The following is a 21,440-nucleotide window of genomic DNA, read 5'->3' as shown; positions in this document are numbered from 1 at the left end:
CTAGAGTGCCCGGCCCCACCGACCGGGGTCGCTCAGCCGCAGTGCTCGAACGGGCTGGTGTAGGTGTTGCTGCCCACCGAGCCGCCCCACTTCACACAGGTGGCCGCGGCGGTCTTCTTCACCGGCCCGGCGTAGTAGGTGAAGCTGCCGGAGTCGGTGGTCCGCGCCGCCCCCTGGACCTCGAGGAACGCCGAGACCGGGCTGGCCGTGCCGAGCGACGTCGCTTTCAACGTCGTCACGCAGTTCGCCTTGGTCGAGGAGTTGTACAGCAGGTACGTCGTGCCGGACGAGCCGGCGAGGGCCTGCTGGTCGACGACGGAAAAGCCGGAACCGCAGACTTCTTCGGCGGAGTACGGGTTCCCGCCGCAGTTGTTCTTGCTCGTGAAGTCCGTGTGCCCGTAGTACGGCACCGCGACGCCGTTCAGCTTGGCCTTCTGGACGACGCTGTCGAGCCGCTCTTCGAAGTGCAGGTGCGGCCCGGTGACCCCGCCGGTCGCGCCGGCCTTGCCGATCTCCTTGCCGCCGGCGACCGACTGCCCGACCGAGACCTCCTGGGCGGACAGGTGCGCGTAGCGCGTCCGCCAGCCGCTGCCGTGGTCGAGCTCGATCCACTTGCCGTAGCTGGTGCTGCCCTCGTCCGCCACCCGGGTCACGGTGCCCGACGCGGCCGCCAGCACCGGCATCCCGGTGATGCCCGACTTCTGGAAGTCGACCGAGTACTCCGGGCTGTGCCCGCTGAACGTCGCCGCGGTCACCGTGGTGCCGCACTTGAACGGCACCTGGAAGTTGGGCGCGGCGGACGCGGTCGCCTGGCCGGCGAGGGTGAGGCCGAGCGCGGGCAGCGCCGCGGCGGCGGCGAACACGGCGAGCCGTCGCAACCTGGACATGGGTGAACCTCCTGACAGGGGGAAGCTTGACACCGCACAGCGAAGCCCGCGTCGGTACATTTTCCGTACAAGCCCGAGCGGAGGACCCCCGACGATGACCACCCGATGGGCCCGGTTCCACCGGATCCCCCAGGTCCAGGACTGGCTGCGCTGGGGGTTCATCGTGGTGCCGATGTTCGCCGCGATGCCGCGGGCGGACACGCTCTCGTGGATCCTCATCGGGGTCACCCTGGCGCTGTCGATCCCCCTGCTCTGGCTCTACGCCGACGGCCGCCCGGCCCTGCCCGCGGCGCTGATGGTCACGGTGGTCGCCACGTCCGGCGCGCTCTGGGCGACCGTGCCGAACAGCTTCGCCTCGATCACGATGTTCAGCACCACGTTCTTCATCGTGCTCCGGCAGCCGGTCGTCCCGATCGTGGTGGCCGTCCTGCTCGACTTCGCCGCGATCACGGTCTGGGCCGCGGTGCACGACGCCTGGCGCGGCGCCCTGCCGACCTACACGATCGTGGCCGTGATCATCCTGCTCGGGCTGAACCGGCGGACCCGGCTCGCCAAGATGGAGCAGACCGAGCTGGCGCTGGCCCGCGCGCAGACGGCGACCGAGGAGCACGCGCGGGCCGCCGCGCTCGCCGAGCGTGCCCGCATCGCCCGCGAGCTGCACGACGTCCTGGCGCACTCGCTGGCCGGGCTCTCGCTGAACCTGCAGGGCGCGCGGCTGATGCTGGTGCGCGACGGGGCGAGCCCGGACGCTGTCGCGCAGATCGAACGGGCCCAGAAGCTCGCGTCCGAAGGTCTCTCCGAAGCCCGGAAAGCGGTCGCCGCGCTGCGCGAGGACGCGGTTCCGGTGGAGCGGACGATCGCGGACCTGCTCACCGCGTACCGGCTCGACAGCGGGGCCCGCGCGGACCTCCGCATCGACGGCGAGCCGCGCGAGCTGGACCCGGCGGTCGGCACCGCGCTCGTCCGCGCGGTGCAGGAAGCGCTGGCCAACACCCGCAAGCACGCCGCGAAGGCGGACGTCGACGTGCGCCTGGGCTACTCCGGTGACGAAGTGACGCTGACCGTGGCCGACCGGCAGGGCAGGCGGCCGCCGGACGCGCCGGCGGCAGGCTACGGTTTGCGCGGGATGAGTGAACGGGTCGCGCTGCTCGACGGGCGCTTCGAGAGCGGGCCGGGGGAGGACGGATGGCGGATTCACCTGACGGTGCCGGCGTGAGCTTGCGCGTCGTGCTCGCCGACGACCAGGCGGTGGTGCGGGAAGGCCTGGTGACGCTGCTCGGGCTGCTGCCGGGTGTCGAGGTGGTCGGCGCGGCCGCCGACGGCCTCGCCGCGCTCGACCTGGTCGCGCAGCACCGGCCCGACGTGCTGCTGGTGGACCTGCGGATGCCGCGCTGCGACGGCGTCGAGACCACCGAACGGGTCCGCGCCGAGCACCCGGGCACCGAGGTCGTCGTGCTCACCACCTACGCCGACGACGAGTCGCTGCTGGCCGCGTTGCGCGCCGGGGCGCGCGGTTTCCTCACCAAGGACGCCGACGCCGAGGCGATCGCCCGGGCCCTGCGCTCGGCCGCCGACGGACAGTCCACAGTGGACGGTGAGTTGCAGCGCCGGCTCGTCGAGGCCGCCACGCGCAGCGTGCCCGCGCGGGTGAAGGAGATCGAAGGCCTGACCGCCCGCGAGATCGAGGTGCTGCGGCTGATCGCGGCGGGCCTGTCGAACACGGAGATCGCGCGCACGCTCGTGGTGAGCGAGGCGACCGTGAAGACCCACGTGAACCACCTGTTCACCAAGGCCGGGCTGCGCGACCGCGCCCAAGCCGTGGCGTTCGCGTACCGCTCGGGCATCGCGGACTAGTTCACCCCGGGCTTCACGAGCCCCGTCTCGTAGGCCAGCACGACGGCTTGGACGCGGTCCCGCAGGTCCAGCTTCGCGAGGATCCGCGCGACATGCGTCTTCACGGTCGCTTCGGCCAGGTGCAGCCGCCCGGCGAGTTCGGCGTTGCTGAAGCCGCCGGCGAGCAGGCGCAACACCTCCAGCTCGCGCGGGGTGAGCGCGGACAGGTCCCGGCGCAGCCGTTCCGCGCCGGGGTCGCGGAGCGCGAACCGCTCGACCAGACGCCGGGTGATCACCGGCGCCAGCAGGGCGTCGCCGGTGCGGACCGTGCGGACCGCCGCGACCAGGTGCTCGGGCGTGACGTCCTTGAGCAGGAACCCGCTGGCCCCGGCCGCGAGGGCCGCGTAGACGTACCGGTCGAGGTCGAACGTCGTCAGGATGATCACGCGGGGCTCGCCGGGAGCGCCGGTGAGGATGCGGCGGGTCGCGGCCAAGCCGTCCAGTTCCGGCATCCGGATGTCCATCAGGACGACGTCGGGGCGGGTCCGGCGGACGGCGTCGACGGCTTCGGCGCCGTTGGTCGCCTCGCCGACGACGTCGATCCCGTCGGCCGCGAGGATCATCCGGAACCCGGTCCGGACCAGGGCCTGGTCGTCGGCGACGAGTACCCGGGTCACACCGCCTCCAGGGGGATCAGGGCCTCGACGCGGAAGCCGCCGCTCGGACGCCGGCCGGCCCGCAGCGTGCCGCCGTAGACGGCGAGGCGCTCGCGCAGGCCCAGCAGACCACGGCCGTCGCCGGTGGCCGCGGCGGGGGCGGCCGCTCCCCCGGTGTCGGTGACCTCGACGCGCAGCCCGTCGGGGCCGTACCCGACGTCGACCCGCGCGGCTGCGCCCGCCGCGTGCTTCACCGCGTTGGTCAGCGCTTCCTGCACCACGCGATAGGCGGCCAGCCCGACCCCGGACGGCACCGGCCGCGGGTCGCCCGTCATCGTCAGCTCGACGTCCGCGCCGGCGTCGCGCACCCGGCGGACCAGCGCGGGCAGCTGGTCCAGGCCCGGTTGCGGGGTGAGGTCCGGGCCGTCGGGATCCGTCGTCAGCAGGCCCATGGCCTGCCGCAGCTCGGTCATCGCCAGCCGGCCGCTCTCCTCGACCGCGAGCAGCGCTTCGGTGGCCTGCTCCGGGGACCGGGCCATGATCTTCCGGGCGGCGCCGGCCTGGATGACCATCACGCTCACGTTGTGCGTGACGACGTCGTGCAGCTCCCGCGCGATGCGGGCGCGTTCGTCCTCGACCGCGCCGCGCAGCCGGTCCGCCTGCTGGCGCTCCACTTCGGACAGCCGCTCGCGCTCGGCGTCGGCCCGGACCCGCCAGGCGCGCAGCCCGAGGGTCGCGACGAGCATCGGGACGACGATGAGCAGCGTGACGTACTGGGTCGGCACGATCGGCCAGACGTCGTAACGCAGCTCCCCGGTCTCGAACACGCCCAGGGCCAGGCTGACCAGCGTAGGGATCCGGTACGGGCTGAAGGCCGCCGCGCTGTAGGCGGCGATCACGAACGGGTAGAAGATCAGCCGCGACGCCAGGTCCGGCGTCAGCACTAGCGCCCCGAGCACGACCCAGAAGACGGCCAGCGGGTAGCGGCGGCGGAAGACCAGCGCGACGCCCGACACGAGCGACAGCGCGACCAGCCCGATCATCCGCGCGGTGTGCGCGTCGAGCGGGATCCGGTTGCCGAGCGCCGTCAGGTAGTCGAGCCCGATCGTGATCACGGCGAACGCCAGCACGATGTCGAAGGCCCAGCCCGTCCGGGACGGCCGTGGCAGCGGGCCGGTCGGCCGGGCGAGCGGCCCGGTCCAGGCGAAGGCGGTCACCGGCCCATTCTCGCCGAACCGGGCCGCCACCGCGTCAGCCTCGCGACTACATCGCAAGGATGACTCCGGTGCGAAATGCGCCCGCAGGCGGACGGCGTGCTCAGCCGAACGCGGCTCGCAGCGCCGGCTTGCCGCCCGTGACCGGGAGCGTCACCGTCGTCTTCGTCAGGTCGAGCGCCAGGCCCGCGCCCGGCTTGGGCCGCAGCGTGTAGTCGTGGTCGCTGGAAGCCAGCAGGAACTCGAGCCGGTGCCCGGTGGCCAGGATGTAGTCCTTCGGCATCAGTTCGACGCCGACGCGGTAGCCCTGCCCCGGTGTGATCGGCTCGGTGACGGCCGGGTCGGTGCGGTTCTGCGGGTCGGTCCAGCCGCGGCTGATCACGTGGGACGTGCCGTCGGGGGCGCGGTCGAGCAGGATCGCCGAGACGTTCGCCGCGGGCCGGTCGAACGTCAGCGCGAGGTCGGCCCGCGCCGTCCCGGAGAGGCGCACCGGCTGCTTCGCCGCGGAAGTCGTGTACAGCAGCCGGTTTCCGGAGGAAGCGGTGTTCGCCAGCTGCTCGATCGTCTTGGTCGCGTCGTCGGCGAGGGTCTCGACGGTGGCCTTGCCCGGCACCGGGTTGCGGGTGTCGATGGTGCCCTTGGACCGGCCGCCGGGCCACGGGTAGACGCGGACGTCCGCGGTGGTCGGCGCCGGCCAGTCGGCTTCGTCGGTCCACGACAGGTCTTCGCGCTGGATCGTCGCCTTCGGCTCGTTCTGGATGCCGTTGCCGACGCCGTAGAGGTAGTGCGACATCCACTTGTTGAGCGTCGCGAGCCAGACGTCGCGCCGGAGCGAGTACGGGTCGGCGTGGCCGGACTGGTGCAGCCAGATCTTGTGCTCGACCCCGTGCGCCTTCAGCGCTTCGTACCACTCGGCGACCTGGTCGGTCTTGACGTTCCAGTCGTTGAGGCCGTGCACGGCGAGCACCGAGGCGTGCACCTTCGCGACGTCGTTGCGGTAGTTGCGGACGTCCCAGAACGGTGTGTAGTCGCCGGTCACCCGGTCCTGGTCGCGGGTCAGGCCGTCGATGACCGGGCGGCAGACCTGCCGATCGGCGCGGGTGTAGACGTACTCGGCGAGCACGTCGGCGTCCTCGCCCTGGTAACCGCCGGCCGCGACGACCGCGCCGTCGTTGCGGTAGTACTGGTACCAGCTGGAGATCGCGGCGATCGGCACGATCGTCTCGAGGCCTTCGACGCCGGTGCTCGCGACGGCGTTGGGCAGCGTCCCGTTGTAGGACACGCCCATCATGCCGGTCTTGCCGGTGCTCCAGTCGGCCTTCGCCGCGGCGCCGGCGGCGTCCTTCGCGGGCGTGCGGCCGTTGAGCCAGTCGACGACCGAGCGGGCGCCGATGGTCTCGTTGACGTCGCCGGTGGTCGGGCAGCCGGTCGAGAGGCCGCTGCCGAGCGATTCGCCGTACACCACGGCGAAGCCGCGCGCGGTGAAGTAGTCCTGGTAGCGCCAGGTGATCGGGGCGGCCGGGCCGACACCGTGCGCGGCGACGCGCGGGCCTTCGGCTTCGCGGGCGTAGCCGGGCGCGGACAGCTCGACGTCGACGTCGTGGTTCGCGACGTCGTTGCCGCCCGCGTAGTACGGGCTGGCCTGGTAGACGACGGGGACCTTCATCCCCTGCAGCGTCGCGCGCGGGCGCACGACCTGGGCGTGCACGAGGTCGTCGGCGCCGTCGTGGTCGCTGTCGACCGGCGCGGTGACCCAGACGTCCTCGCGGATGACGTCGGCCGGGTCGAACACCGGCTGCGCCTGGCCGCCGGTGAACACGGGCGCGGGCGGTTCGGCGGCCTCGGCGGTGACCGCGGTCAACGGCAGCGCGAGCACGGCGGCGACCAGGATTGCGGCTTTCACTTAACCCCCCAAGCCGGGCGAAGCGGACGGGTCACCACACTTCCGTCCGGCCCGATCCGGCGTCAAGAGACTAACGTCGGAGGCATGCCGACCGTCGAAGCACCGATCGCCGCCGTGACCGTCTACCCGCAGCAGGCCCGGATCACCCGCCGGGGCAAGGCACCCCTCGACGGCGGCCCGCGGCTGACCTTCGCCGGGCTGCCGCTGTCGCTCGACCCGGGCTCGGTCCGCGTCACCGGCACCGGCCCGGCGCTGATCACCGGCGTCGACGTCCGCACCGAGCGGCACGCTTCGCCGGCCGACGCCGCGCTGCGGGCCCTCGTCGAGCAGCGGCGCGCGGACCAGGCCACGCTCGACGGCGTCATCGACGACGAAGCGGCCGAAGCGATGAAGGTGGATCTGCTGACGTCGCTCGCGAAGCGCAGTGGCGGCAGCTTCGCGAAGGCGCTGGCCGCCGGCACGGCCGAGCCTTCGCGCGTCGGGGAAGTGACCGACGCGCTGAGTTCGCGGCTGGCCGCGGCACTGAAGTCCCGGCGCGCTCTCGCCGACCGCGTCACCCGGCTGCGCGAGGATCTCGACGCGCTCGACCGGCGGATCGCGGAGCACAGCGCACAGTCCGAACAGGACAGTACGTCGGTGGTCGTGGAGCTGGAGATCTCGGACGCGGCGGGTTCGGCGGATCTGGAACTGTCCTATGTGGTCCCCGGCGCGAGCTGGGAACCGGGTTACGACATCCGCGTCCGCGGCGCCGACGTCACCGTGACGTCGTACGGGCTGGTCAGCCAGTACACGGGCGAGGACTGGCCGGAGTGCGAGCTGGCGCTGTCGACCGCACGGCCGGCCGTCTCGGTGGTCGTCCCGGAGCTGCAGCCGTGGTACCTCGACCGCCGCGTGCCGCCGCCCCCGACCCCCGCGGCGGCATACGGCGGCTCGGGCGGCGGCGTCCCGGAGGGCGCGCGGATGGCCCGCTTCGCGGCGTCGGCCCCGGCACCGGCGATGGCGCCGAAGTTCGCGGCGGTCGAGCAGGGCACGACGGCCGTCACCTACCGGCCTTCACGCCCGGTGGAGGTGCCCTCGGGCGCGCAAGGTCACCGCACGACGCTGGCGCAACTGGATCTCACGGCCTCGCTGGGCTACGTCACCGCGCCGGTGCTGGCGGAGGAGGCGTACCTGCGGGCGGTCGTCGTCAACAGCTCGGACCACGCCCTGCGTCCGGGCCGCGCCTCGGTCTTCCACGACACGGAGTTCGTCGGCACGACTCAACTGGAACCGTGGGCTCCCGGCGAGGAACTGGAGCTGGCCCTGGGCGTCGACGACCGCATCCGCATCGAGCGTGAGCTGACCCGCCGCACGGCATCGAAGGCGACGTTGTCCGGCCAGAAGCGGCGCGAGGCGGAGTACCGGATTTCGGTCGCGAACCACGGCCCGCGCGCGGCGGAAGTGACGGTGCTGGACCAGGCGCCGGTGTCCCGCGACGACACGATCACGGTGCGGGACATTCGCACGACGCCGGAACCGGCGGAGACGTCGGCGATGGGCGAGTTCACGTGGAAGCTGACGGTGGGCGCGGGCGAGACGCAGGTGGTGACGCTGTCGTACCGGGTGGACGTGGCGAAGGGCGTGGAACTCGCTGGCTGGCGGGAGTGAAGCCCTACACGGAGATCCAGCAGTACAGGTGGTGGCTCGCATCGCGGCGGGCCATTTCCGCAAGGCTCTTGAAAAAGGAGACGACGTCTTCGTCCGGGCCGGCGATCGCCACCGCAGCGGTACGCAGATCGGCGTCGGACGCCCGGGACAGAGCCTCCTTGAACACGTCCGACAGGGCGAGCGCGGCCAGTTCGCCGTCGTGGATCTCCCCGAGGAACTTGCCGCGCCGCGGGTCGGCCTCGAGCTCGGCCTCGGTCCGGCGGGTCAGGCTCATTTCCGCTGGGAGCAGGTCCTCGAGCGGGTCGGCGTGCTTGACCACCAGCTCGAAGTGACCGGTTCCCTCGGCCTGCTCGTCGAAGCGGTCGAGGATGCGGACGACTTCGGCATCGTCCGCGGCGGCGAAGTACCCGTATTGCATCGGCGAAGCCTAACGATCGGGTACTTCGCGGCGCCGCGGGTATCAGCCCTGGGAGATGTAGGCCTCCAGTTGTTCCTGGCTCTTCTCCAGCTCTTCCATCCGGTTCTTCACCACGTCCCCGATGGAGATGATCCCGGCCAGCCGGCCGTCGTCCAGGACGGGGACGTGGCGGATGCGGCGCTCCGTCATCAGGACCGACAGCTGGTCGACCGAGTCGTCCGGGCCGCAGCTGGCGACCAAGGTCGTCATGATGTCGGCTACCGGGCCGTCCAGCAGGGTGGGACCGTGGTCGTTGAGGCGGCGGACGACGTCGCGTTCGGAGACGATGCCGGCGATCGACCCGTCCGGCGCGACGACCACCATCGCACCGACGTTCTTGTCCGCCAGTCCGGCCAGCAGCGTGGTCACCGTGGTTTCCGGAGTGACCGTGGCCACGGCCGTCCCCTTCTTGCGCAGCAGATCCGCAATCCGCATGGCGATCCTTCCCGTCGGTGAACTGGGTCACAACAGGTTAGGGCCCGGCAGCACCGCGCGAAAGTCCGGCAAACGGGGCGTGTTCGTGGTATTCGGACCGATTCAGCCGAGACGTTCGGCCAGGCCGTCCAGCGCGAGCCGGATCCCGGCTGCGTAGTCGTCGTCGCAGAGGGCGTCCAGCCGGGATCGTGCCAGGTCCAGCTGCTCGCGGGCGGCGGTCAGGTCGCCCAGCTTGCGGTAGTCCTCACCCAGGTTGAGGTGCAGCGACGGGTAGAACCCGCGCACGGCCAGCGACGAGTGGTACTCCTGCGCCCGCGAGTCGGTCAGGGAGTCCGCCGCCGCCAGGGCCCGCAGGTCCCACTCGAGCTCCTCGGCCGGGTCGTCGCAGACGTCGGCCATGTGGTGGGCGAGCGCGACGCGGTGCAGCGGGTCGCCGTCCGGTCCGACCGACGCCCACAGCTCGGCGAAGGTCGCGTACGCGCCCGCGCGGTCTCCGCCCATGTGCTGCCGCAGACCCGCGTCGATCGCCACCATCACGTCGTCGGTCATCCCGCTCCTCGGTCGGCGAGTGAGCGCAGCCGGGCCAGCCCCGGCTCGATCCGCTCGGCCGCGACCGCACCGTAACCGAACACGAGCCCGTGCCGCCGCTCGCCCGCACCGAAGTCGCCCAGCGAGTACAGCCGGACGCCGTGGTGCCGGGCGCGCCGGACCCACGAGCCCGTGTCGAAGGCGGAAGCCGCGCTCAGGTGCAGGCCCGCGGTCGACGGCAGCGGCGTGAGGACGCCGGCGAAGTCCCGGACGAGCAACCGGGACAGCAGCTCGTGCCGGTCGCGGTAGACCTTGCGCATCCGGCGGACGTGCCGGGCGAAGCCGCCTTCGGCCATGAACGCCGCCAGCGCGGCCTGCTCGACGTTCGGCGCGTGCCAGTCGGTGAGGTACCGGGCCTTGACGAGCGCGGGCGCTGATGCACCTGGTCGACACGGTCGCGCACGGCTGGGACCTGGCCCGCACGCTCGGCCTGCCCTACGACCCGGACGCCGAGGCCGTGCACGCCGCGCTGCAGATGGCCGAGCGCATCCCCGACGAGGGTCGCGAGAAGAACGGCTCCTTCGCCCACAGCGTCGCCGTCCCGGACAACGCGAGTGAGCTCGAGAGGTTCCTCGCGCTGCTCGGCCGGCGCGTCAGCTGACGTCGGCCGGCGGCGCGCTCCAGGTGTCGCACGACTTGGTGCTCTTGCCGTCGTACCCGGCCTTCGCCCAGGACAGCTGGTGCGCGCGCGAGCCGTGGGTGTCGCTGTCGTCGGCGCGGCCGTAGTCGGCGACCGCGGCGTTCGCCAGGGACCGGGTGATCGAGCCCGAGCCGGCGACCGCGGCGAGGAACAACGAGCCGAAGCAGTTCGCCTGCAGCTCGATCCGGCGGACGAGCTCCTTGTCGGCCGCGCTGTCTTCGTTCGCCGACGTCATCTTGTCGGCCGCGGCGGACAGGATGCCGCTCTCGCGCTGCACGTGGTGGCCGTACTCGTGGGCGATCGTCGCGATGTGGCGGGCCTTGTTGAGCCCGGCGTCCGACAGCATCCAGTCGGTCGGGGCGTAGATCGTGGTGTCGCCGCCGCAGTAGTAGGCGACGGCTTCGTTCTCCGACGGCGCCGCGCCGCACGCGCTGTGCTCGGGCAACACCACCGACACTTTCGCGGTCAGCGTCGGCTCGTCGGCCTTCGCGAGCGCCGGGCGCCACGACTGTTCGAGGCAGCCGGCCAGCGCGCCGTAGTACGCCTTGAGCTGCTCGGCGGCCCGGCCGAGGGCGGGCAGCGAGCACACGGCGGGCCCCGGCGTGATGCCGGCGGCGAGCAGTGGGTTGGCGGACAGCTCCGGCACGGACTTCGGCTGCTTCCCGTCCGACGTGCCGCCGTACGCGCGTCCGGTGTCGACGCCCTCCGCGACGAACGCGTGCCCGTCGACGCGGTGCGGGAAGGTCGCGGCGATCAGCGAAAAGGCCAGCACGATCACCAGGACGCCGCCGACGGCGCCCCAGAGCCGGCTGCGCGGCGGCGCGATCGGGACGGGGGGTGCGGTCGCCCAGCCGGGTGACGCCCAGGGGTTGGGTTCCGGCGCCCACGCCGGTTCCGGAGGCCGGGCCGCCCCCGCGGAGGGCAGTGGCGGCGGCCCGGACGGGCCGGCCGCTTCGGCGTCGTTCACGTTCTCCCCCTGCTCGCTGCGCCCAGCATATCGACCGCCGGAGAGGCCGGGATCACGAAACGAAAACGCCGCCCGGTGGCCAGCGGAGGGGTGTCCGGGCGAAACTGTCGGCATGAGTGTCGAGGATCCCCACCTGTGGCTGGAAGACGTGACCGGCGAGGACGCGCTGGACTGGGTGCGCGCCCGCAACGGCGAGACGCTGGCCGAGCTGACCGAGGGCGCCCGGTTCGCCGAGCTGCGTGACGAACTGCGTGAGGTGCTCGACGCCGACGACCGGATCCCGTACGTGCGCCGCCGCGGTGAGCTCCTCTACAACTTCTGGCAGGACGCGAGCCACCCCCGCGGCCTGTGGCGGCGGACGACGCTGGAGTCCTACCGGCGGGCCGAGCCCGAGTGGGAGCTGCTGCTCGACGTCGACGCGCTCGCCGAGGCCGAAGGCGAAAACTGGGTCTGGCAGGGTGCGACCGTGCTGCGGCCGGGCTACCGCCGCGGCCTGGTCGAGCTGTCGCGCGGCGGCGCCGACGCCACGGTGGTGCGCGAGTTCGACCTCGACGCGCACGAGTTCGTCGAAGGCGGCTTCACGCTGCCGGAGGCGAAGACGCGCATCGGCTGGATCGACGAGGACCGTGTGTACGTCGGCACGGACTTCGGCCCGGACTCGCTGACCAGCTCGGGCTACCCGCGCCTGGCCAAGGAGTGGCGCCGCGGCACGCCGATCGAAGCGGCGACGACGGTCTACGAGGGCAAGGCCGACGACGTCTCGATCGGCGCGTCCCACGACCCGACCGAGGGCTTCGAGCGCGACTTCGTCAGCCGCGCGATCGACTTCTACCGCTCCGAGCTGTTCCTGCGGACGCCGGACGGGCTGGTCAAGATCGACGTCCCGGACGACGCGAGCGCGTCGCTGCACCGCGAATGGCTGCTGGTCCGGCCGCGGACGGCGTGGACCGTCGGCGGCGTCGAGCACCCGGCCGGTTCGCTGATCGGGATCCTCTTCGACGATTTCATGGGCGGCGAGCGGGGCTTCACGACGCTCTTCACGCCCGACGAGCACACGTCCCTCGACTACTGGGCCTGGACGCGCAACCACCTGCTGCTCGGCCTGCTGCGCGACGTCCGCTCCGAATTGCGCACGCTCACGCCGGGCCCCGGCGGCTGGGCCGACGAACCGCTGTCCGGCGGGCCGGAGTTCGGCAGCGCGGACATCTTCGACACCGATCCCGACGTCAGCGACGAATACCTGATCAACTCCAGCGGCTTCCTCCAGCCGTCGACGTTGAGCTACGGCCACGTCGGCGAAGAGGTCGAAGTGCTGAAGCAGGCTCCGGCGTTCTTCGACGCTTCGGGGATGGACGTCGCGCAGTACTTCGCGACGTCCGAAGACGGCACGAAGATCCCCTACTTCGTCGTCCGGCCGTCCGGTGCCGAAGGCGGTCCGACGCTGCTGACCGGCTACGGCGGCTTCGAGGTGTCGCTGACGCCGTCCTACAGCGGGATGATCGGCCGCGGCTGGCTGGCGCGCGGCGGCACGTACGTCGTCGCGAACATCCGCGGCGGCGGCGAGTACGGGCCGAGCTGGCACACGCAGGCGATCAAGGCGCGGCGCCACCGGGTGTACGAGGACTTCGGCGCGGTCGCCGCGGATCTCGCCGAGCGTGGCATCACGACGCCGGAGAAGCTCGGCATCCAGGGCGGCAGCAACGGCGGCCTGCTGATGGGCGTGATGCTGACGCGCTACCCGGAGCGGTTCGGCGCGATCGTCAGCCAGGTGCCGCTGCTGGACATGCGCCGCTACCACCTGCTGCTGGCCGGCGCGTCGTGGATGGCCGAGTACGGCGACCCGGACGACGCCGCCGAGTGGGAGTTCATCTCGAAGTACTCGCCGTACCAGAACGTCCACAGTGGACGGAATTATCCGCCGTCGCTGTTCGTGACGTCCACCCGCGACGACCGCGTGCACCCCGCCCACGCCCGCAAGATGGTGGCGCGGATGCGTGAGCAGGGGCACGACGTCCGGTATCACGAGAACATCGAAGGCGGCCACGGCGCCGCGGCGGACAACGAGCAGCTGGCGTTCAAGTGGGCGCTGGTCTTCGAGTTCCTGTGGGAGCAGCTCACGAAGTGACGCGCGCGAGCACGACGCCGCCGACGATCAGGGCCAGCGCGGCCACCCGGCCGACACTCAGCGGGTCCTTGGTCACGACGACGCCGAGCACGATCGCGCCGACGGCGCCGATCCCGGTGAACACCGCGTAGGCGGTGCCCACCGGGACGGTGTCCATCGCGCGCGAAAGCAGGTAGACGGCCGCCGCGCAGAGCACGAAGCACAGCAGTGTCGGCCACGGTCTCGTGAAGTTCTCCGTCGGCTTGATGCTCTGCGACCAGGCGATTTCGACGAGCCCGGCGCAGACCAGCGTCACCCAGCCCATCAGATGCTTTCGAGGGCCCGGTCGCGGGACGCCACCCGGTCGGCTTCGCGCGCGGCGAGGTGCGGGTCGACCAGGGCGTTGGTCAGCTCGGCGTGCACGAAGCGGACGTCGTCGACGTCGTAGTGCCCGGCGATGAAGGCCCGCAAGTAGGCCTCGTGGTGGTCGAACGGCGCGCGCGGCGCGCCCGGCGCGTACGTCCCGCCGCGGGCGCCGGCGATGACGAACGCCTTGCCGCGCAACGACATCCGCGGGAACGTCACCTGGTCGATCCACGTCTTGAGCGCGGCCGGGATCGAGAAGTTGTACATCGGCGCGCCGATGAGGACGACGTCGGCCTCGAGCAGCTCGGCCAGCAGCGGCTCGACGACCGCCCAGGCTTTCTTCTGCTCCGGCGTCGCGACGACGTCGGCGTAGTGCGCGGGATCGGTGATGCCCGCGGTCAGGAGCGCGTCGCAGATCTCGGTCCAGGCCTCGCCGATCACGGGGACCGGGTCGGCGGCGAGGTCGCGGTAGGTGCGGGTGCCGTCCCAGGTCGCGGCGTAGCGCGCGGACAGCTCGCGCGAGAACGACGTGCGGCGGGCACTGGAGTCGAGGTGCAGCAGGTGGGTCACGGTTCCTCCTCAAGTGGACGCGGTGTCCACTTGAGGCTAACTGGACGCCTCGTCCGGATATTCCCTAGGCTGGCGCCATGCCCGAACGCGCCGACGCCGCCCGCAACCGCGCGAAGGTCCTGACGGCCGCAGAGGAGCTGTTCGCCGCCCACGGCCCGGCGAACGTCACGATGGAGGACATCGCCCGCGCGGCCGGCGTCGGCCGCGGCACGCTCTACCGCCGCTACCCGGACCGCGCGGCGATCGCGGTGGCGCTGCTGGACGAGCACGAGCGCCGGCTGCAGGAGTCGTTGCTGCGCGGCGCTCCCCCACTGGGCCCGGGCGCACCCCCGGCCGAGCGGCTGGCGGCGTTCTACGCGGCGATGATCGAGCTGCTGACCCGCCACGCGCACCTGGTGCTGGGCACGGAGGTGGGCCATTCGCGTTTCGAGACGGGCGCGTACGGCTTCTGGCACACGCACGTCCGGATCCTGGCGGTCGCGGCGGGCGCCCCGGACCCGGACGTCCTGGCCGACGTCCTGCTGGCCCCGCTGGCCCCGGAGGTGTTCCTGCACCAGACCGGCCAGGGCGTGACGCCGGAGCGGATCACGGCGTCACTGCGGGCCCTCGCGGCCGGGGCGTTCTAGAAGAGGCCACGCGGCCTGGCCCGCTTCGGGACGTGACGCGGCTTCGGCTCGTCACCGCGGATCCGCGCGAGGGCGGCTTCGAAGGCGACGAGCACGTCGGCGACGAAGACGAGCCGCCCGACGCCGAGCCGGCGCAGGGCACGCCCGTGATCGGCGGCGACCGTGATCGTCACGCCCAGCAAGAGCAGCCGCCAGGCGCCGAACACCAGGGCGCCCGCCGCCTTGCCGAGCGTCGCGAAGCCGATCCGGAGGCGGTGGCAGTGGAAGGGCACGTGCCGTTCCTCGTCGGCGAGGATCAGGCTCGCGACCCGGGTGACGAGCGGGTCGGTGGTGCCGTCCCGCAGGGCGCGGTAGTACCGCAGCGCGACGACCTCGGCGATGAGCAGCACCATCAGCTCGAGCCGCAGCCCGAGCGCCCGCCGCAACCGCACGAAAACGGTGTCGGACCAGTGGCTCGTGATCGTCGGTACGCCGGCGGCACGCAGCAGTTCCCCGAGCATCCGCGCGTGGTTCTGCTCTTCGGCGACGAAGAGCTTCACCGCGGCCAGGTAAACGTCATCTCTCCCGGCCTTCGCGACGAGGTTGGCGCCGTCCCCCGCCTCGCCGACCTGGAACCGCTGGATGCTCCGCGCGACGTCGGGCTCGAGCCGGGCGCCCCGCGCCCACGGCGGTTCCTCGCGGTGTCGCCGGCGTTCGGCCTCGGCTGTGAAGTCGTGGAGCCAGTGTTCGTAGGTCATCGCGCCGATGATGCCGGGTGGCTGTGGACGCCGTGGGCGGTTCCGGTGGAGATCCCGTGAGGATCAGCGCTCGTACGCCGCGACGAACGGGCGGGGGTCGAAGCGCAACCGGCTGCGGCCGACGGAGTGGATCAGGTTGTTCCAGAACCGGTCGAAGGTCAGGGGCGCGCGGACCGAGTCGAGCATCTCGTGGATCTCGGGCCGGGCGAGCGCCAGCCGGGCCGCCGCGATCTCCTCCGAGTAGATGACTTCGTTCCCGGCGGCCGAGAGCTGGGCCGGCGACCCGGCTCCGGCGTCGGCGACGGTCCACGCCGGCGACAGCAGTTTCTGGTGCCCCGCGGGCATGCTCGCGATCACGCTGGTGTGCGCGGCGAGCGGGCCGGCGAGCCCGAGGTCGTCGACCAGGGTTTCCTCGCGCGGCAGGAGCATGCCCGGGAAACCGAGCGCGCCGGGTGTCGAGACCACCGTGCGCGTCCCCGGGTAGGCCACCCACGTCAGGTTCACCGACACCGCGACGGACGGGCCGGTGATGTGGGCCCGGGCCGCGAGGATGTCCTGTACGTAACCGGGCAGGAGCGCGGCGTCTTCGGCGGTGATCGGGTGCTCGTGGCGCGTGGAGTCCACCCAGAACACCCGGGCGTCGCTGATGCCGTACGCGCCGATCTTGTGCTGCTCGGCCGAGTCCGGGCGCAGGCCGACCGCACTGGTGACGGTCCAGGCCAGGACCGCCAGCACGAGCGCGCCGGTCCACCGGGTCAAGGGGACGACCATGACCGGCAGCAGCAGGCAGGTGAGCACCGGCAGCAGCATCCGGGCGTGCATGTAGTCGCCGCCGACGCGGGTGACGTACAGCCCCAGCAGGATCCCGGAGGCCACCGGCGTGAGGGCGGCCACCAGCGACTTCCGCTCCAGGCGTCGCAGGACGAACACGGCGGCGGCGAGCAGCAGCGCGAGCGGGATCAGCAGCCAGTACGAGCCGAACAGGTCGACGAGGTAGAACCACCCGCGGTCCCAGCGGGCCTGGGTGGCCTCCTTGGCCAGCGCCGTGTTGGGCGTGATCAGGCCGTAGTAGCCCATCCGGAACACCTGGTACGCCACCGGGAGCAGGCCGGCGAGCCCGAGCCAGCCGAGCGCGCGGCGCCACCCCGGCCTGGTCACGGCCAGCAGCGCGGCGAACGTGATCGCGGAGACGAGGGCGAACTCGGGGCGCACCAGCGGGCCGCAGCCGATCAGCAGCAGGGTCGGCCAGGTTCGCACGGGATCGCCGGCCGCGTGCCGGACCAGCTGCCACCACCCGACGGACAGCCACAGCGTGACCAGGCCGGTCTCCAGGCCGGACGTGGCGTAGTCCCAGAAGGGCGGCAGCGCCAGGACCACCAGGCCGCCGGCCGGCACGACCCGCTGGGCGGGGAACAGGCGCCTGGCCCCGTCGAGGCCGAAGAACAGCCCGCCGACGGCGGAAACCAGCCCGAGGACGACGGCCACCCATTCCAGCCGGAGCCACGGCTGGAGACCGCCTACGGCCAGGACGTACGTCCACAAAGTGCTGGTGTTGGCCTCGACCCGTTCCCCGGCGTTGAACACCGGACCGTTTCCGTGGAGGAGGTTTTCCACGGTGCGCAGGGCGATCAGGCCGTCGTCGCAGACCCATCGGCGTTGCCAGGCGAGGAAAGCGAAGATCACGAGCACCAGCGCGCTCGACCACCAGCGGGAAAATCCCTTGCTTTGCGGTTTTTCCCGCGGTCTCGGCGTCGTTTCGGCAGCGACAAGCGAGGTCATCGAGCGATCCCTCCCCGGATCCACACGAAAGCGCGACCAGGAGGAACAGCCTTCTTCCCCCCGCGCCGCAGAGGTTAACTCGAACGAGTGAAACCGGGACAACGGGGTCGAAAGTGTCGAACATGTTAACGTGAAAACAAGGTTATTCACCTCAAAAAGGCCGGAAAATGCAGGATGTATTGTTTCCGGATGCGGTTTCCGTCGTGATTCCGGGGCGTCCCCGCCATCTGGCCTATCATCGGGCGGATGCCGATCACCCTGCGGTTCGAAGCCCGCATCCCCACCCAGGACCTGGCCCGCGCCCGCCGCTGGTACGCCGAAAGGCTCGGCCTCGAACCGGCCGAGGAGCGGCCCGGCGGCCTGCGGTACGAGAGCGAGTCCGGCGTGTTCTGCCTCTACGCCTCCGCCGGCGCGTCCGACGGCTCCTTCACCCAGATGGGGTTCTACGTCGACGACGTCGAAGCGGCGGTCGCCGAGCTGCGCGCCCGCGGTGTCGTGTTCGAGGAGTACGACGGCTGCGTCGGCGGGATCATGGACATCGAGGGCAACTACCCCAGCAAGGGCCGGGGCGAGCGGGCCGCGTGGTTCCGCGACAGCGAGGGCAACATGCTCGGCATCGCCGAGATCGTGCGCTAGCGGGCGCCCAGCACGACCGCCGGAGTCCAGAAGAGCACCTTAGGGTCGCCGAGCCCGGACGCCGTCAGCCAGCGGGCGGCTTCGCGGGCGTCGGTCTCCGCCTCGATCAGGCCGTTGCCGGCCGGGCGGATGCCGGTCGCCGCGCGGACGTCGTCGACCAGGCCGCCGAGGCAGGCCCAGGAATGCCCGGCTCCGTCGTCGAACCCGATCGGCTCGAACCCGAGGACGCGCCCGCGCGGCACGGGGAGCCGGTGGCCCAGCCGGTCCGGCAGGCCACCGCTTCCCCGCACCCGGCCCGCGGCGGCCAGGTCGGCCAGCACGCGTTCGACGTGCTCCACGGGAACCCCGGCGGTGAGCACCGTTTCACCGCGGGCCGCCGCGGTCGCGAAGTCGCCGAACCAATCGTCCCCGCCGAGCTCGGACAGGACGAGGTCGGCGAGGCAGTCACTCACCGACAGCCGCTGCGCACCGCCGGCGACCGCGGCGTGGCCCGCGAACACGTAGTCGTCGATCACGACTCCGGTGTCCCGGGCCACGCAACGGGAAACGACCGATCAGCTGCAGCCCGAGGTCGCGCCGCAGCCTTCGCAGGCGTAGCACGAACCCGCTGGGCGCATCTTCGTTCCGCACGTCATGCACAGCGGGGCGTCCGCGGCCTTGCCGAGGCGGAGTTCCATCAGCTCCGTCGTCGTCTGGGCTTCGCGGTGCGGGTGCTCGGATTCCGCTGTGTGCGGCTCCGGCGAGGAGTCCACTGTGGACTGCAAGGCGCCGAGGTCCACGGTGCCGCCGTAGTTGGCTTCGACCTCGGCCGAGCGTTCGTCCGCGGACAGGATGCCCAGCTGCGCGCGCTTTTCCTCCGGCAGGTAGTCCAGCGCCAGCCGGCGGAACAGGTAGTCCAGCACGCTCGTGGCGATCCGGATGTCCGGGTCGTCGGTCATGCCGGCCGGCTCGAAACGCAGGTTGGAGAACTTCGAGACGTAGAACTCGAGCGGGATGCCGTACTGCAGGCCCACCGAGATCGACATCGAGAACGCGTCCATCACGCCGGCCAGCGTCGAACCCTGCTTGCCGAGCTTGACGAAGATCTCGCCGAGGCCGTCGTCCGGGTACGAGCCCGCCGTCAGGTAGCCCTCCGCGCCGCCGACGGTGAACGACACCGTCTGGCTCGGGCGCTTCTTCGGCAGGCGCTTGCGCACCGGCCGGTACTCGACGACCTTCTCCGGCTCCGCCGCGACCTTGTCTTTCTTCGCCGTCGACAGCGGCTGGCCGACCTTGCAGTTGTCGCGGTAGATGGCGAGGGCCTTGAGGCCGAGCTTCCAGCCCTGGAAGTAGATCTCCTCGACCTCTTCGACCGTCGCCGTCTCCGGCATGTTGACGGTCTTCGAGATCGCGCCGGACAGGAACGGCTGCACCGCGGCCATCATCCGGACGTGCCCGATCGGCGCGATCGAGCGCTCGCCGACCGCGCAGTCGAACACCTCGTAGTGCTCGGGCCGCAGCCCCGGCGCGTCGACGACGTGGCCGTTCTGCGCCACGAACTCGACGATCGCCTCGACCTGCTCGGCCTGGTAACCGAGCGCCTCCAGCGCGCGCGGCACGGTCTGGTTGACGATCTGCATCGAGCCGCCGCCGACGAGCTTCTTGAACTTCACCAGCGAGAAGTCCGGCTCGATCCCGGTGGTGTCGCAGTCCATCATGAAACCGATGGTGCCGGTGGGCGCGAGCACCGACGCCTGCGCGTTGCGCCAGCCGTGCTTCGTGCCGATGTCGATGCCGCGCTTCCACTCCTCGGTCGCCAGCGCGCGGACCGCGGCGTCGTTCGCGTGGTAGGTGCGGACGAGCTCGTTCGCCGCCGCGTGCTTGCGCATGACGCGCTGGTGCGGCTCGGCGTTGCGGGCGTAACCCTCGTACGCGCCGACGGCCTGGGCCAGCTCCGCCGAACGCCGGTAGGAGACGCCGGTCATCAGCGACGTGATCGCCGCCGCGAGCGCGCGGCCGCCGTCGGAGTCGTACGCGTGGCCCAGCGCCATCAGCAGCGCGCCGAGGTTGGCGTAGCCGATGCCGAGCTGGCGGAACTTCCGCGTGGTGTCGGCGATCGGCTCGGTCGGGAAGTCCGCGAAGCAGATCGAGACGTCCATCGCGGTGATCACGAACTCGACCGCGCGGGCGAACAGCGGGGCGTCGAAGGTGCCCTCGGGCGTGACGAACTTGAGCAGGTTCAGCGAGGCGAGGTTGCAGCTCGAGTTGTCGAGGTGCATGTACTCGCTGCACGGGTTGGACGCGGTGATGCGGCCGGACTCCGGGCAGGTGTGCCAGTCGTTGATCGTGCCGTCGTACTGGATGCCGGGGTCGGCGCACTCCCACGCGGCCTGCGCCACGGTGCGGAAGAGCGTCTTCGCGTCGGTCCGGGAGATCTCCTCGCCGGTGAGCCGGGCGCGCAGCGCGAAGTCCGTGTTGTTCTCGACCGCCTGCATGAACTCGTCGGACACGCGGACCGAGTTGTTCGCGTTCTGGTACTGCACCGAGGAGATGTCCGCGCCGGAGAGGTCCATGTCGAACCCGGCGTCGCGCAGGACCTTGATCTTCTTCTCTTCGCGCGCCTTGGTCTGGATGAACTCCTCGATGTCCGGGTGGTCGACGTCGAGCACGACCATCTTCGCCGCGCGCCGGGTGGCGCCGCCGGACTTGATGGTGCCCGCGGACGCGTCGGCGCCGCGCATGAACGAGACCGGGCCCGAGGCAGTGCCACCGGAGGTGAGCAGTTCCTTCGAGGAGCGGATGCGGGAGAGGTTGAGGCCGGCGCCGGAACCGCCCTTGAAGATCAGGCCCTCTTCCCGGTACCAGTTGAGGATCGACTCCATGGTGTCGTCGACGGCGAGGATGAAACAGGCGCTGACCTGCTGCTTCGACGACGTGCCGACGTTGAACCAGACCGGGGAGTTGAAGCTGAAGACCTGGTGCAGCAGCATCCAGGTGAGCTCGTGCTCGAAGATCTCGAGGTCCTGCGGCGAGGTGAAGTAGCCGTGGTCGCGGGCGGCCTTGACGTACGTGTGCACGACGCGGTCGATGAGCTGCTTGAGGCTGCGCTCGCGCTGGGGGCTGCCGACGGCGCCCCGGAAGTACTTGCTGGTGACGATGTTCGTGGCGTTGACCGACCACGACTCGGGGAACTCCACGCCGCGCTGCTCGAAGTTGACCGAGCCGTCGCGCCAGTTGGTCATCACGACGTCCCGCTGCTCCCAGGTGACCTGGTCGTACGGGTGCTCGCCCTCGGTGGTGAAGACACGCTTCACGCTCAGCCCGCCGGCGGCCTTGTTCTTCTTGCCGGTGGCCGCCCTGGCCCCGGTCCCCACGGTTTCGGTCATGGTCGAACCCTCACTCCCGCAGCGGGACGG

The 21,440-nt window shown here is 71.5% G+C and carries 22 protein-coding genes; 7 read left to right on the top strand and 15 right to left on the bottom strand.

Features of this window, described 5'->3' with window-relative positions:
• Window positions 1–32: 32 nt before the first annotated feature.
• The gene (locus tag OHS18_RS43610) at window positions 33–887 is read right to left on the bottom strand and encodes a M23 family metallopeptidase (protein WP_328442690.1); all 855 of its coding nucleotides are present in this window, start codon (window positions 885–887) and stop codon (window positions 33–35) included.
• A 94-nt stretch (window positions 888–981) separates the two neighbouring features.
• On the opposite strand from OHS18_RS43610, the gene OHS18_RS43605 reads away from it, so the two are divergent.
• Both OHS18_RS43605 and OHS18_RS43600 read left to right on the top strand, forming a co-directional pair.
• A complete protein-coding gene (locus OHS18_RS43605) occupies window positions 982–2,103 on the top strand; it encodes a sensor histidine kinase (protein ID WP_328614752.1) in 1,122 nt (373 codons plus the stop codon).
• Window positions 2,100–2,741 (top strand): response regulator transcription factor, encoded by a 642-nt coding sequence (locus OHS18_RS43600; protein ID WP_328614751.1) that lies wholly within the window; start codon window positions 2,100–2,102, stop codon window positions 2,739–2,741. Before OHS18_RS43605 ends, OHS18_RS43600 begins: the two co-directional genes overlap by 4 nt.
• Here OHS18_RS43600 and OHS18_RS43595 read toward each other — a convergent pair.
• The 3 genes from OHS18_RS43595 to OHS18_RS43585 all read right to left on the bottom strand — a co-directional run bounded on the left by OHS18_RS43595 (window position 2,738) and on the right by OHS18_RS43585 (window position 6,493).
• A complete protein-coding gene (locus OHS18_RS43595; RefSeq protein WP_328614750.1) occupies window positions 2,738–3,397 on the bottom strand; it encodes a response regulator transcription factor in 660 nt (219 codons plus the stop codon). The two genes, OHS18_RS43600 and OHS18_RS43595, sit on opposite strands and share 4 nt — an antisense overlap.
• The gene (locus tag OHS18_RS43590; protein WP_328614749.1) at window positions 3,394–4,593 is read right to left on the bottom strand and encodes a sensor histidine kinase; all 1,200 of its coding nucleotides are present in this window, start codon (window positions 4,591–4,593) and stop codon (window positions 3,394–3,396) included. The genes OHS18_RS43595 and OHS18_RS43590 overlap by 4 nt, the downstream gene beginning before the upstream one ends.
• Window positions 4,594–4,693: 100 nt before the next feature.
• Window positions 4,694–6,493, bottom strand: coding sequence for a Xaa-Pro dipeptidyl-peptidase (locus OHS18_RS43585; protein WP_328614748.1), 1,800 nt, complete (start codon window positions 6,491–6,493; stop codon window positions 4,694–4,696).
• 84 nt (window positions 6,494–6,577) lie between these two features.
• On the opposite strand from OHS18_RS43585, the gene OHS18_RS43580 reads away from it, so the two are divergent.
• Complete coding sequence (locus OHS18_RS43580; RefSeq protein WP_328614747.1) at window positions 6,578–8,140, top strand: DUF4139 domain-containing protein; 1,563 nt, start codon at window positions 6,578–6,580, stop codon at window positions 8,138–8,140.
• A gap of 4 nt (window positions 8,141–8,144) precedes the next feature.
• Here OHS18_RS43580 and OHS18_RS43575 read toward each other — a convergent pair whose 3' ends face one another.
• The 4 genes from OHS18_RS43575 to OHS18_RS43560 form a co-directional block, all read right to left on the bottom strand.
• Window positions 8,145–8,558, bottom strand: a complete 414-nt coding sequence (locus OHS18_RS43575) for a hypothetical protein (RefSeq protein WP_328614746.1) — start codon at window positions 8,556–8,558, stop codon at window positions 8,145–8,147.
• 42 nt (window positions 8,559–8,600) lie between these two features.
• Entirely contained in the window at window positions 8,601–9,032 is a 432-nt protein-coding gene (locus tag OHS18_RS43570) for a CBS domain-containing protein (RefSeq protein WP_328614745.1), read from the bottom strand.
• A gap of 102 nt (window positions 9,033–9,134) precedes the next feature.
• Window positions 9,135–9,581, bottom strand: a complete 447-nt coding sequence (locus OHS18_RS43565) for a hypothetical protein (RefSeq protein ID WP_328442699.1) — start codon at window positions 9,579–9,581, stop codon at window positions 9,135–9,137.
• Complete coding sequence (locus OHS18_RS43560; protein ID WP_328614744.1) at window positions 9,578–9,916, bottom strand: hypothetical protein; 339 nt, start codon at window positions 9,914–9,916, stop codon at window positions 9,578–9,580. Before OHS18_RS43560 ends, OHS18_RS43565 begins: the two co-directional genes overlap by 4 nt.
• An 80-nt stretch (window positions 9,917–9,996) precedes the next feature.
• Between OHS18_RS43560 and OHS18_RS43555 the strand changes: the two genes are divergently transcribed.
• Window positions 9,997–10,221 (top strand): hypothetical protein, encoded by a 225-nt coding sequence (locus OHS18_RS43555; protein WP_442875314.1) that lies wholly within the window; start codon window positions 9,997–9,999, stop codon window positions 10,219–10,221.
• Here OHS18_RS43555 and OHS18_RS43550 read toward each other — a convergent pair.
• On the bottom strand, window positions 10,214–11,227 hold the full coding sequence (locus OHS18_RS43550; protein ID WP_328614743.1) for a neutral zinc metallopeptidase: 1,014 nt from the start codon (window positions 11,225–11,227) through the stop codon (window positions 10,214–10,216). The genes OHS18_RS43555 and OHS18_RS43550 overlap by 8 nt on opposite strands.
• A 112-nt stretch (window positions 11,228–11,339) precedes the next feature.
• Between OHS18_RS43550 and OHS18_RS43545 the strand changes: the two genes are divergently transcribed.
• Window positions 11,340–13,352: a prolyl oligopeptidase family serine peptidase gene (locus OHS18_RS43545; RefSeq protein ID WP_328614742.1), complete on the top strand. Its 2,013-nt coding sequence runs from the start codon at window positions 11,340–11,342 to the stop codon at window positions 13,350–13,352.
• Here OHS18_RS43545 and OHS18_RS43540 read toward each other — a convergent pair.
• Both OHS18_RS43540 and OHS18_RS43535 read right to left on the bottom strand, forming a co-directional pair.
• Entirely contained in the window at window positions 13,342–13,656 is a 315-nt protein-coding gene (locus OHS18_RS43540) for a DMT family transporter (RefSeq protein ID WP_328442703.1), read from the bottom strand. The genes OHS18_RS43545 and OHS18_RS43540 overlap by 11 nt on opposite strands.
• A complete protein-coding gene (locus tag OHS18_RS43535; RefSeq protein ID WP_328614741.1) occupies window positions 13,656–14,267 on the bottom strand; it encodes an FMN-dependent NADH-azoreductase in 612 nt (203 codons plus the stop codon). The genes OHS18_RS43540 and OHS18_RS43535 overlap by 1 nt, the downstream gene beginning before the upstream one ends.
• A gap of 77 nt (window positions 14,268–14,344) precedes the next feature.
• On the opposite strand from OHS18_RS43535, the gene OHS18_RS43530 reads away from it, so the two are divergent.
• Window positions 14,345–14,893: a TetR/AcrR family transcriptional regulator gene (locus OHS18_RS43530; protein WP_328614740.1), complete on the top strand. Its 549-nt coding sequence runs from the start codon at window positions 14,345–14,347 to the stop codon at window positions 14,891–14,893.
• Here OHS18_RS43530 and OHS18_RS43525 read toward each other — a convergent pair.
• Window positions 14,890–15,630, bottom strand: coding sequence for a ferritin-like domain-containing protein (locus OHS18_RS43525; RefSeq protein WP_328614739.1), 741 nt, complete (start codon window positions 15,628–15,630; stop codon window positions 14,890–14,892). The genes OHS18_RS43530 and OHS18_RS43525 overlap by 4 nt on opposite strands.
• 63 nt (window positions 15,631–15,693) lie before the next feature.
• Window positions 15,694–17,313, bottom strand: coding sequence for a hypothetical protein (locus OHS18_RS43520; protein ID WP_328614738.1), 1,620 nt, complete (start codon window positions 17,311–17,313; stop codon window positions 15,694–15,696).
• 342 nt (window positions 17,314–17,655) lie between these two features.
• Between OHS18_RS43520 and OHS18_RS43515 the strand changes: the two genes are divergently transcribed.
• Window positions 17,656–18,045, top strand: a complete 390-nt coding sequence (locus tag OHS18_RS43515) for a VOC family protein (protein WP_328614737.1) — start codon at window positions 17,656–17,658, stop codon at window positions 18,043–18,045.
• Here the strand turns inward: OHS18_RS43515 and OHS18_RS43510 are convergent.
• Entirely contained in the window at window positions 18,042–18,560 is a 519-nt protein-coding gene (locus tag OHS18_RS43510; RefSeq protein WP_328614736.1) for a hypothetical protein, read from the bottom strand. The two genes, OHS18_RS43515 and OHS18_RS43510, sit on opposite strands and share 4 nt — an antisense overlap.
• A gap of 39 nt (window positions 18,561–18,599) precedes the next feature.
• Entirely contained in the window at window positions 18,600–21,410 is a 2,811-nt protein-coding gene (locus OHS18_RS43505; RefSeq protein ID WP_328614735.1) for a vitamin B12-dependent ribonucleotide reductase, read from the bottom strand.
• Between the last annotated feature and the right edge of the window lie 30 nt (window positions 21,411–21,440).

Origin of the sequence: Amycolatopsis sp. NBC_00355 (assembly GCF_036104975.1) — a bacterium.
Classification (GTDB): domain Bacteria; phylum Actinomycetota; class Actinomycetes; order Mycobacteriales; family Pseudonocardiaceae; genus Amycolatopsis.
Note: the sequence above shows the minus strand (reverse complement) of the source record. Positions and strands in the feature narration are given on the sequence as shown.

Coding starts and splice junctions, on each gene's coding strand:
- OHS18_RS43505 (WP_328614735.1), bottom strand. CDS start 21,410: ATGACCGAAACCGTGGGGACCGGGGCCAGGGCGGCCACCGGCAAGAAG.
- OHS18_RS43610 (WP_328442690.1), bottom strand. CDS start 887: ATGTCCAGGTTGCGACGGCTCGCCGTGTTCGCCGCCGCCGCGGCGCTG.
- OHS18_RS43525 (WP_328614739.1), bottom strand. CDS start 15,630: ATGACCTACGAACACTGGCTCCACGACTTCACAGCCGAGGCCGAACGC.
- OHS18_RS43605 (WP_328614752.1), top strand. CDS start 982: ATGACCACCCGATGGGCCCGGTTCCACCGGATCCCCCAGGTCCAGGAC.
- OHS18_RS43515 (WP_328614737.1), top strand. CDS start 17,656: ATGCCGATCACCCTGCGGTTCGAAGCCCGCATCCCCACCCAGGACCTG.
- OHS18_RS43565 (WP_328442699.1), bottom strand. CDS start 9,581: ATGACCGACGACGTGATGGTGGCGATCGACGCGGGTCTGCGGCAGCAC.
- OHS18_RS43545 (WP_328614742.1), top strand. CDS start 11,340: ATGAGTGTCGAGGATCCCCACCTGTGGCTGGAAGACGTGACCGGCGAG.
- OHS18_RS43560 (WP_328614744.1), bottom strand. CDS start 9,916: ATGGCCGAAGGCGGCTTCGCCCGGCACGTCCGCCGGATGCGCAAGGTC.
- OHS18_RS43570 (WP_328614745.1), bottom strand. CDS start 9,032: ATGCGGATTGCGGATCTGCTGCGCAAGAAGGGGACGGCCGTGGCCACG.
- OHS18_RS43555 (WP_442875314.1), top strand. CDS start 9,997: ATGCACCTGGTCGACACGGTCGCGCACGGCTGGGACCTGGCCCGCACG.
- OHS18_RS43540 (WP_328442703.1), bottom strand. CDS start 13,656: ATGGGCTGGGTGACGCTGGTCTGCGCCGGGCTCGTCGAAATCGCCTGG.
- OHS18_RS43580 (WP_328614747.1), top strand. CDS start 6,578: ATGCCGACCGTCGAAGCACCGATCGCCGCCGTGACCGTCTACCCGCAG.
- OHS18_RS43575 (WP_328614746.1), bottom strand. CDS start 8,558: ATGCAATACGGGTACTTCGCCGCCGCGGACGATGCCGAAGTCGTCCGC.
- OHS18_RS43530 (WP_328614740.1), top strand. CDS start 14,345: ATGCCCGAACGCGCCGACGCCGCCCGCAACCGCGCGAAGGTCCTGACG.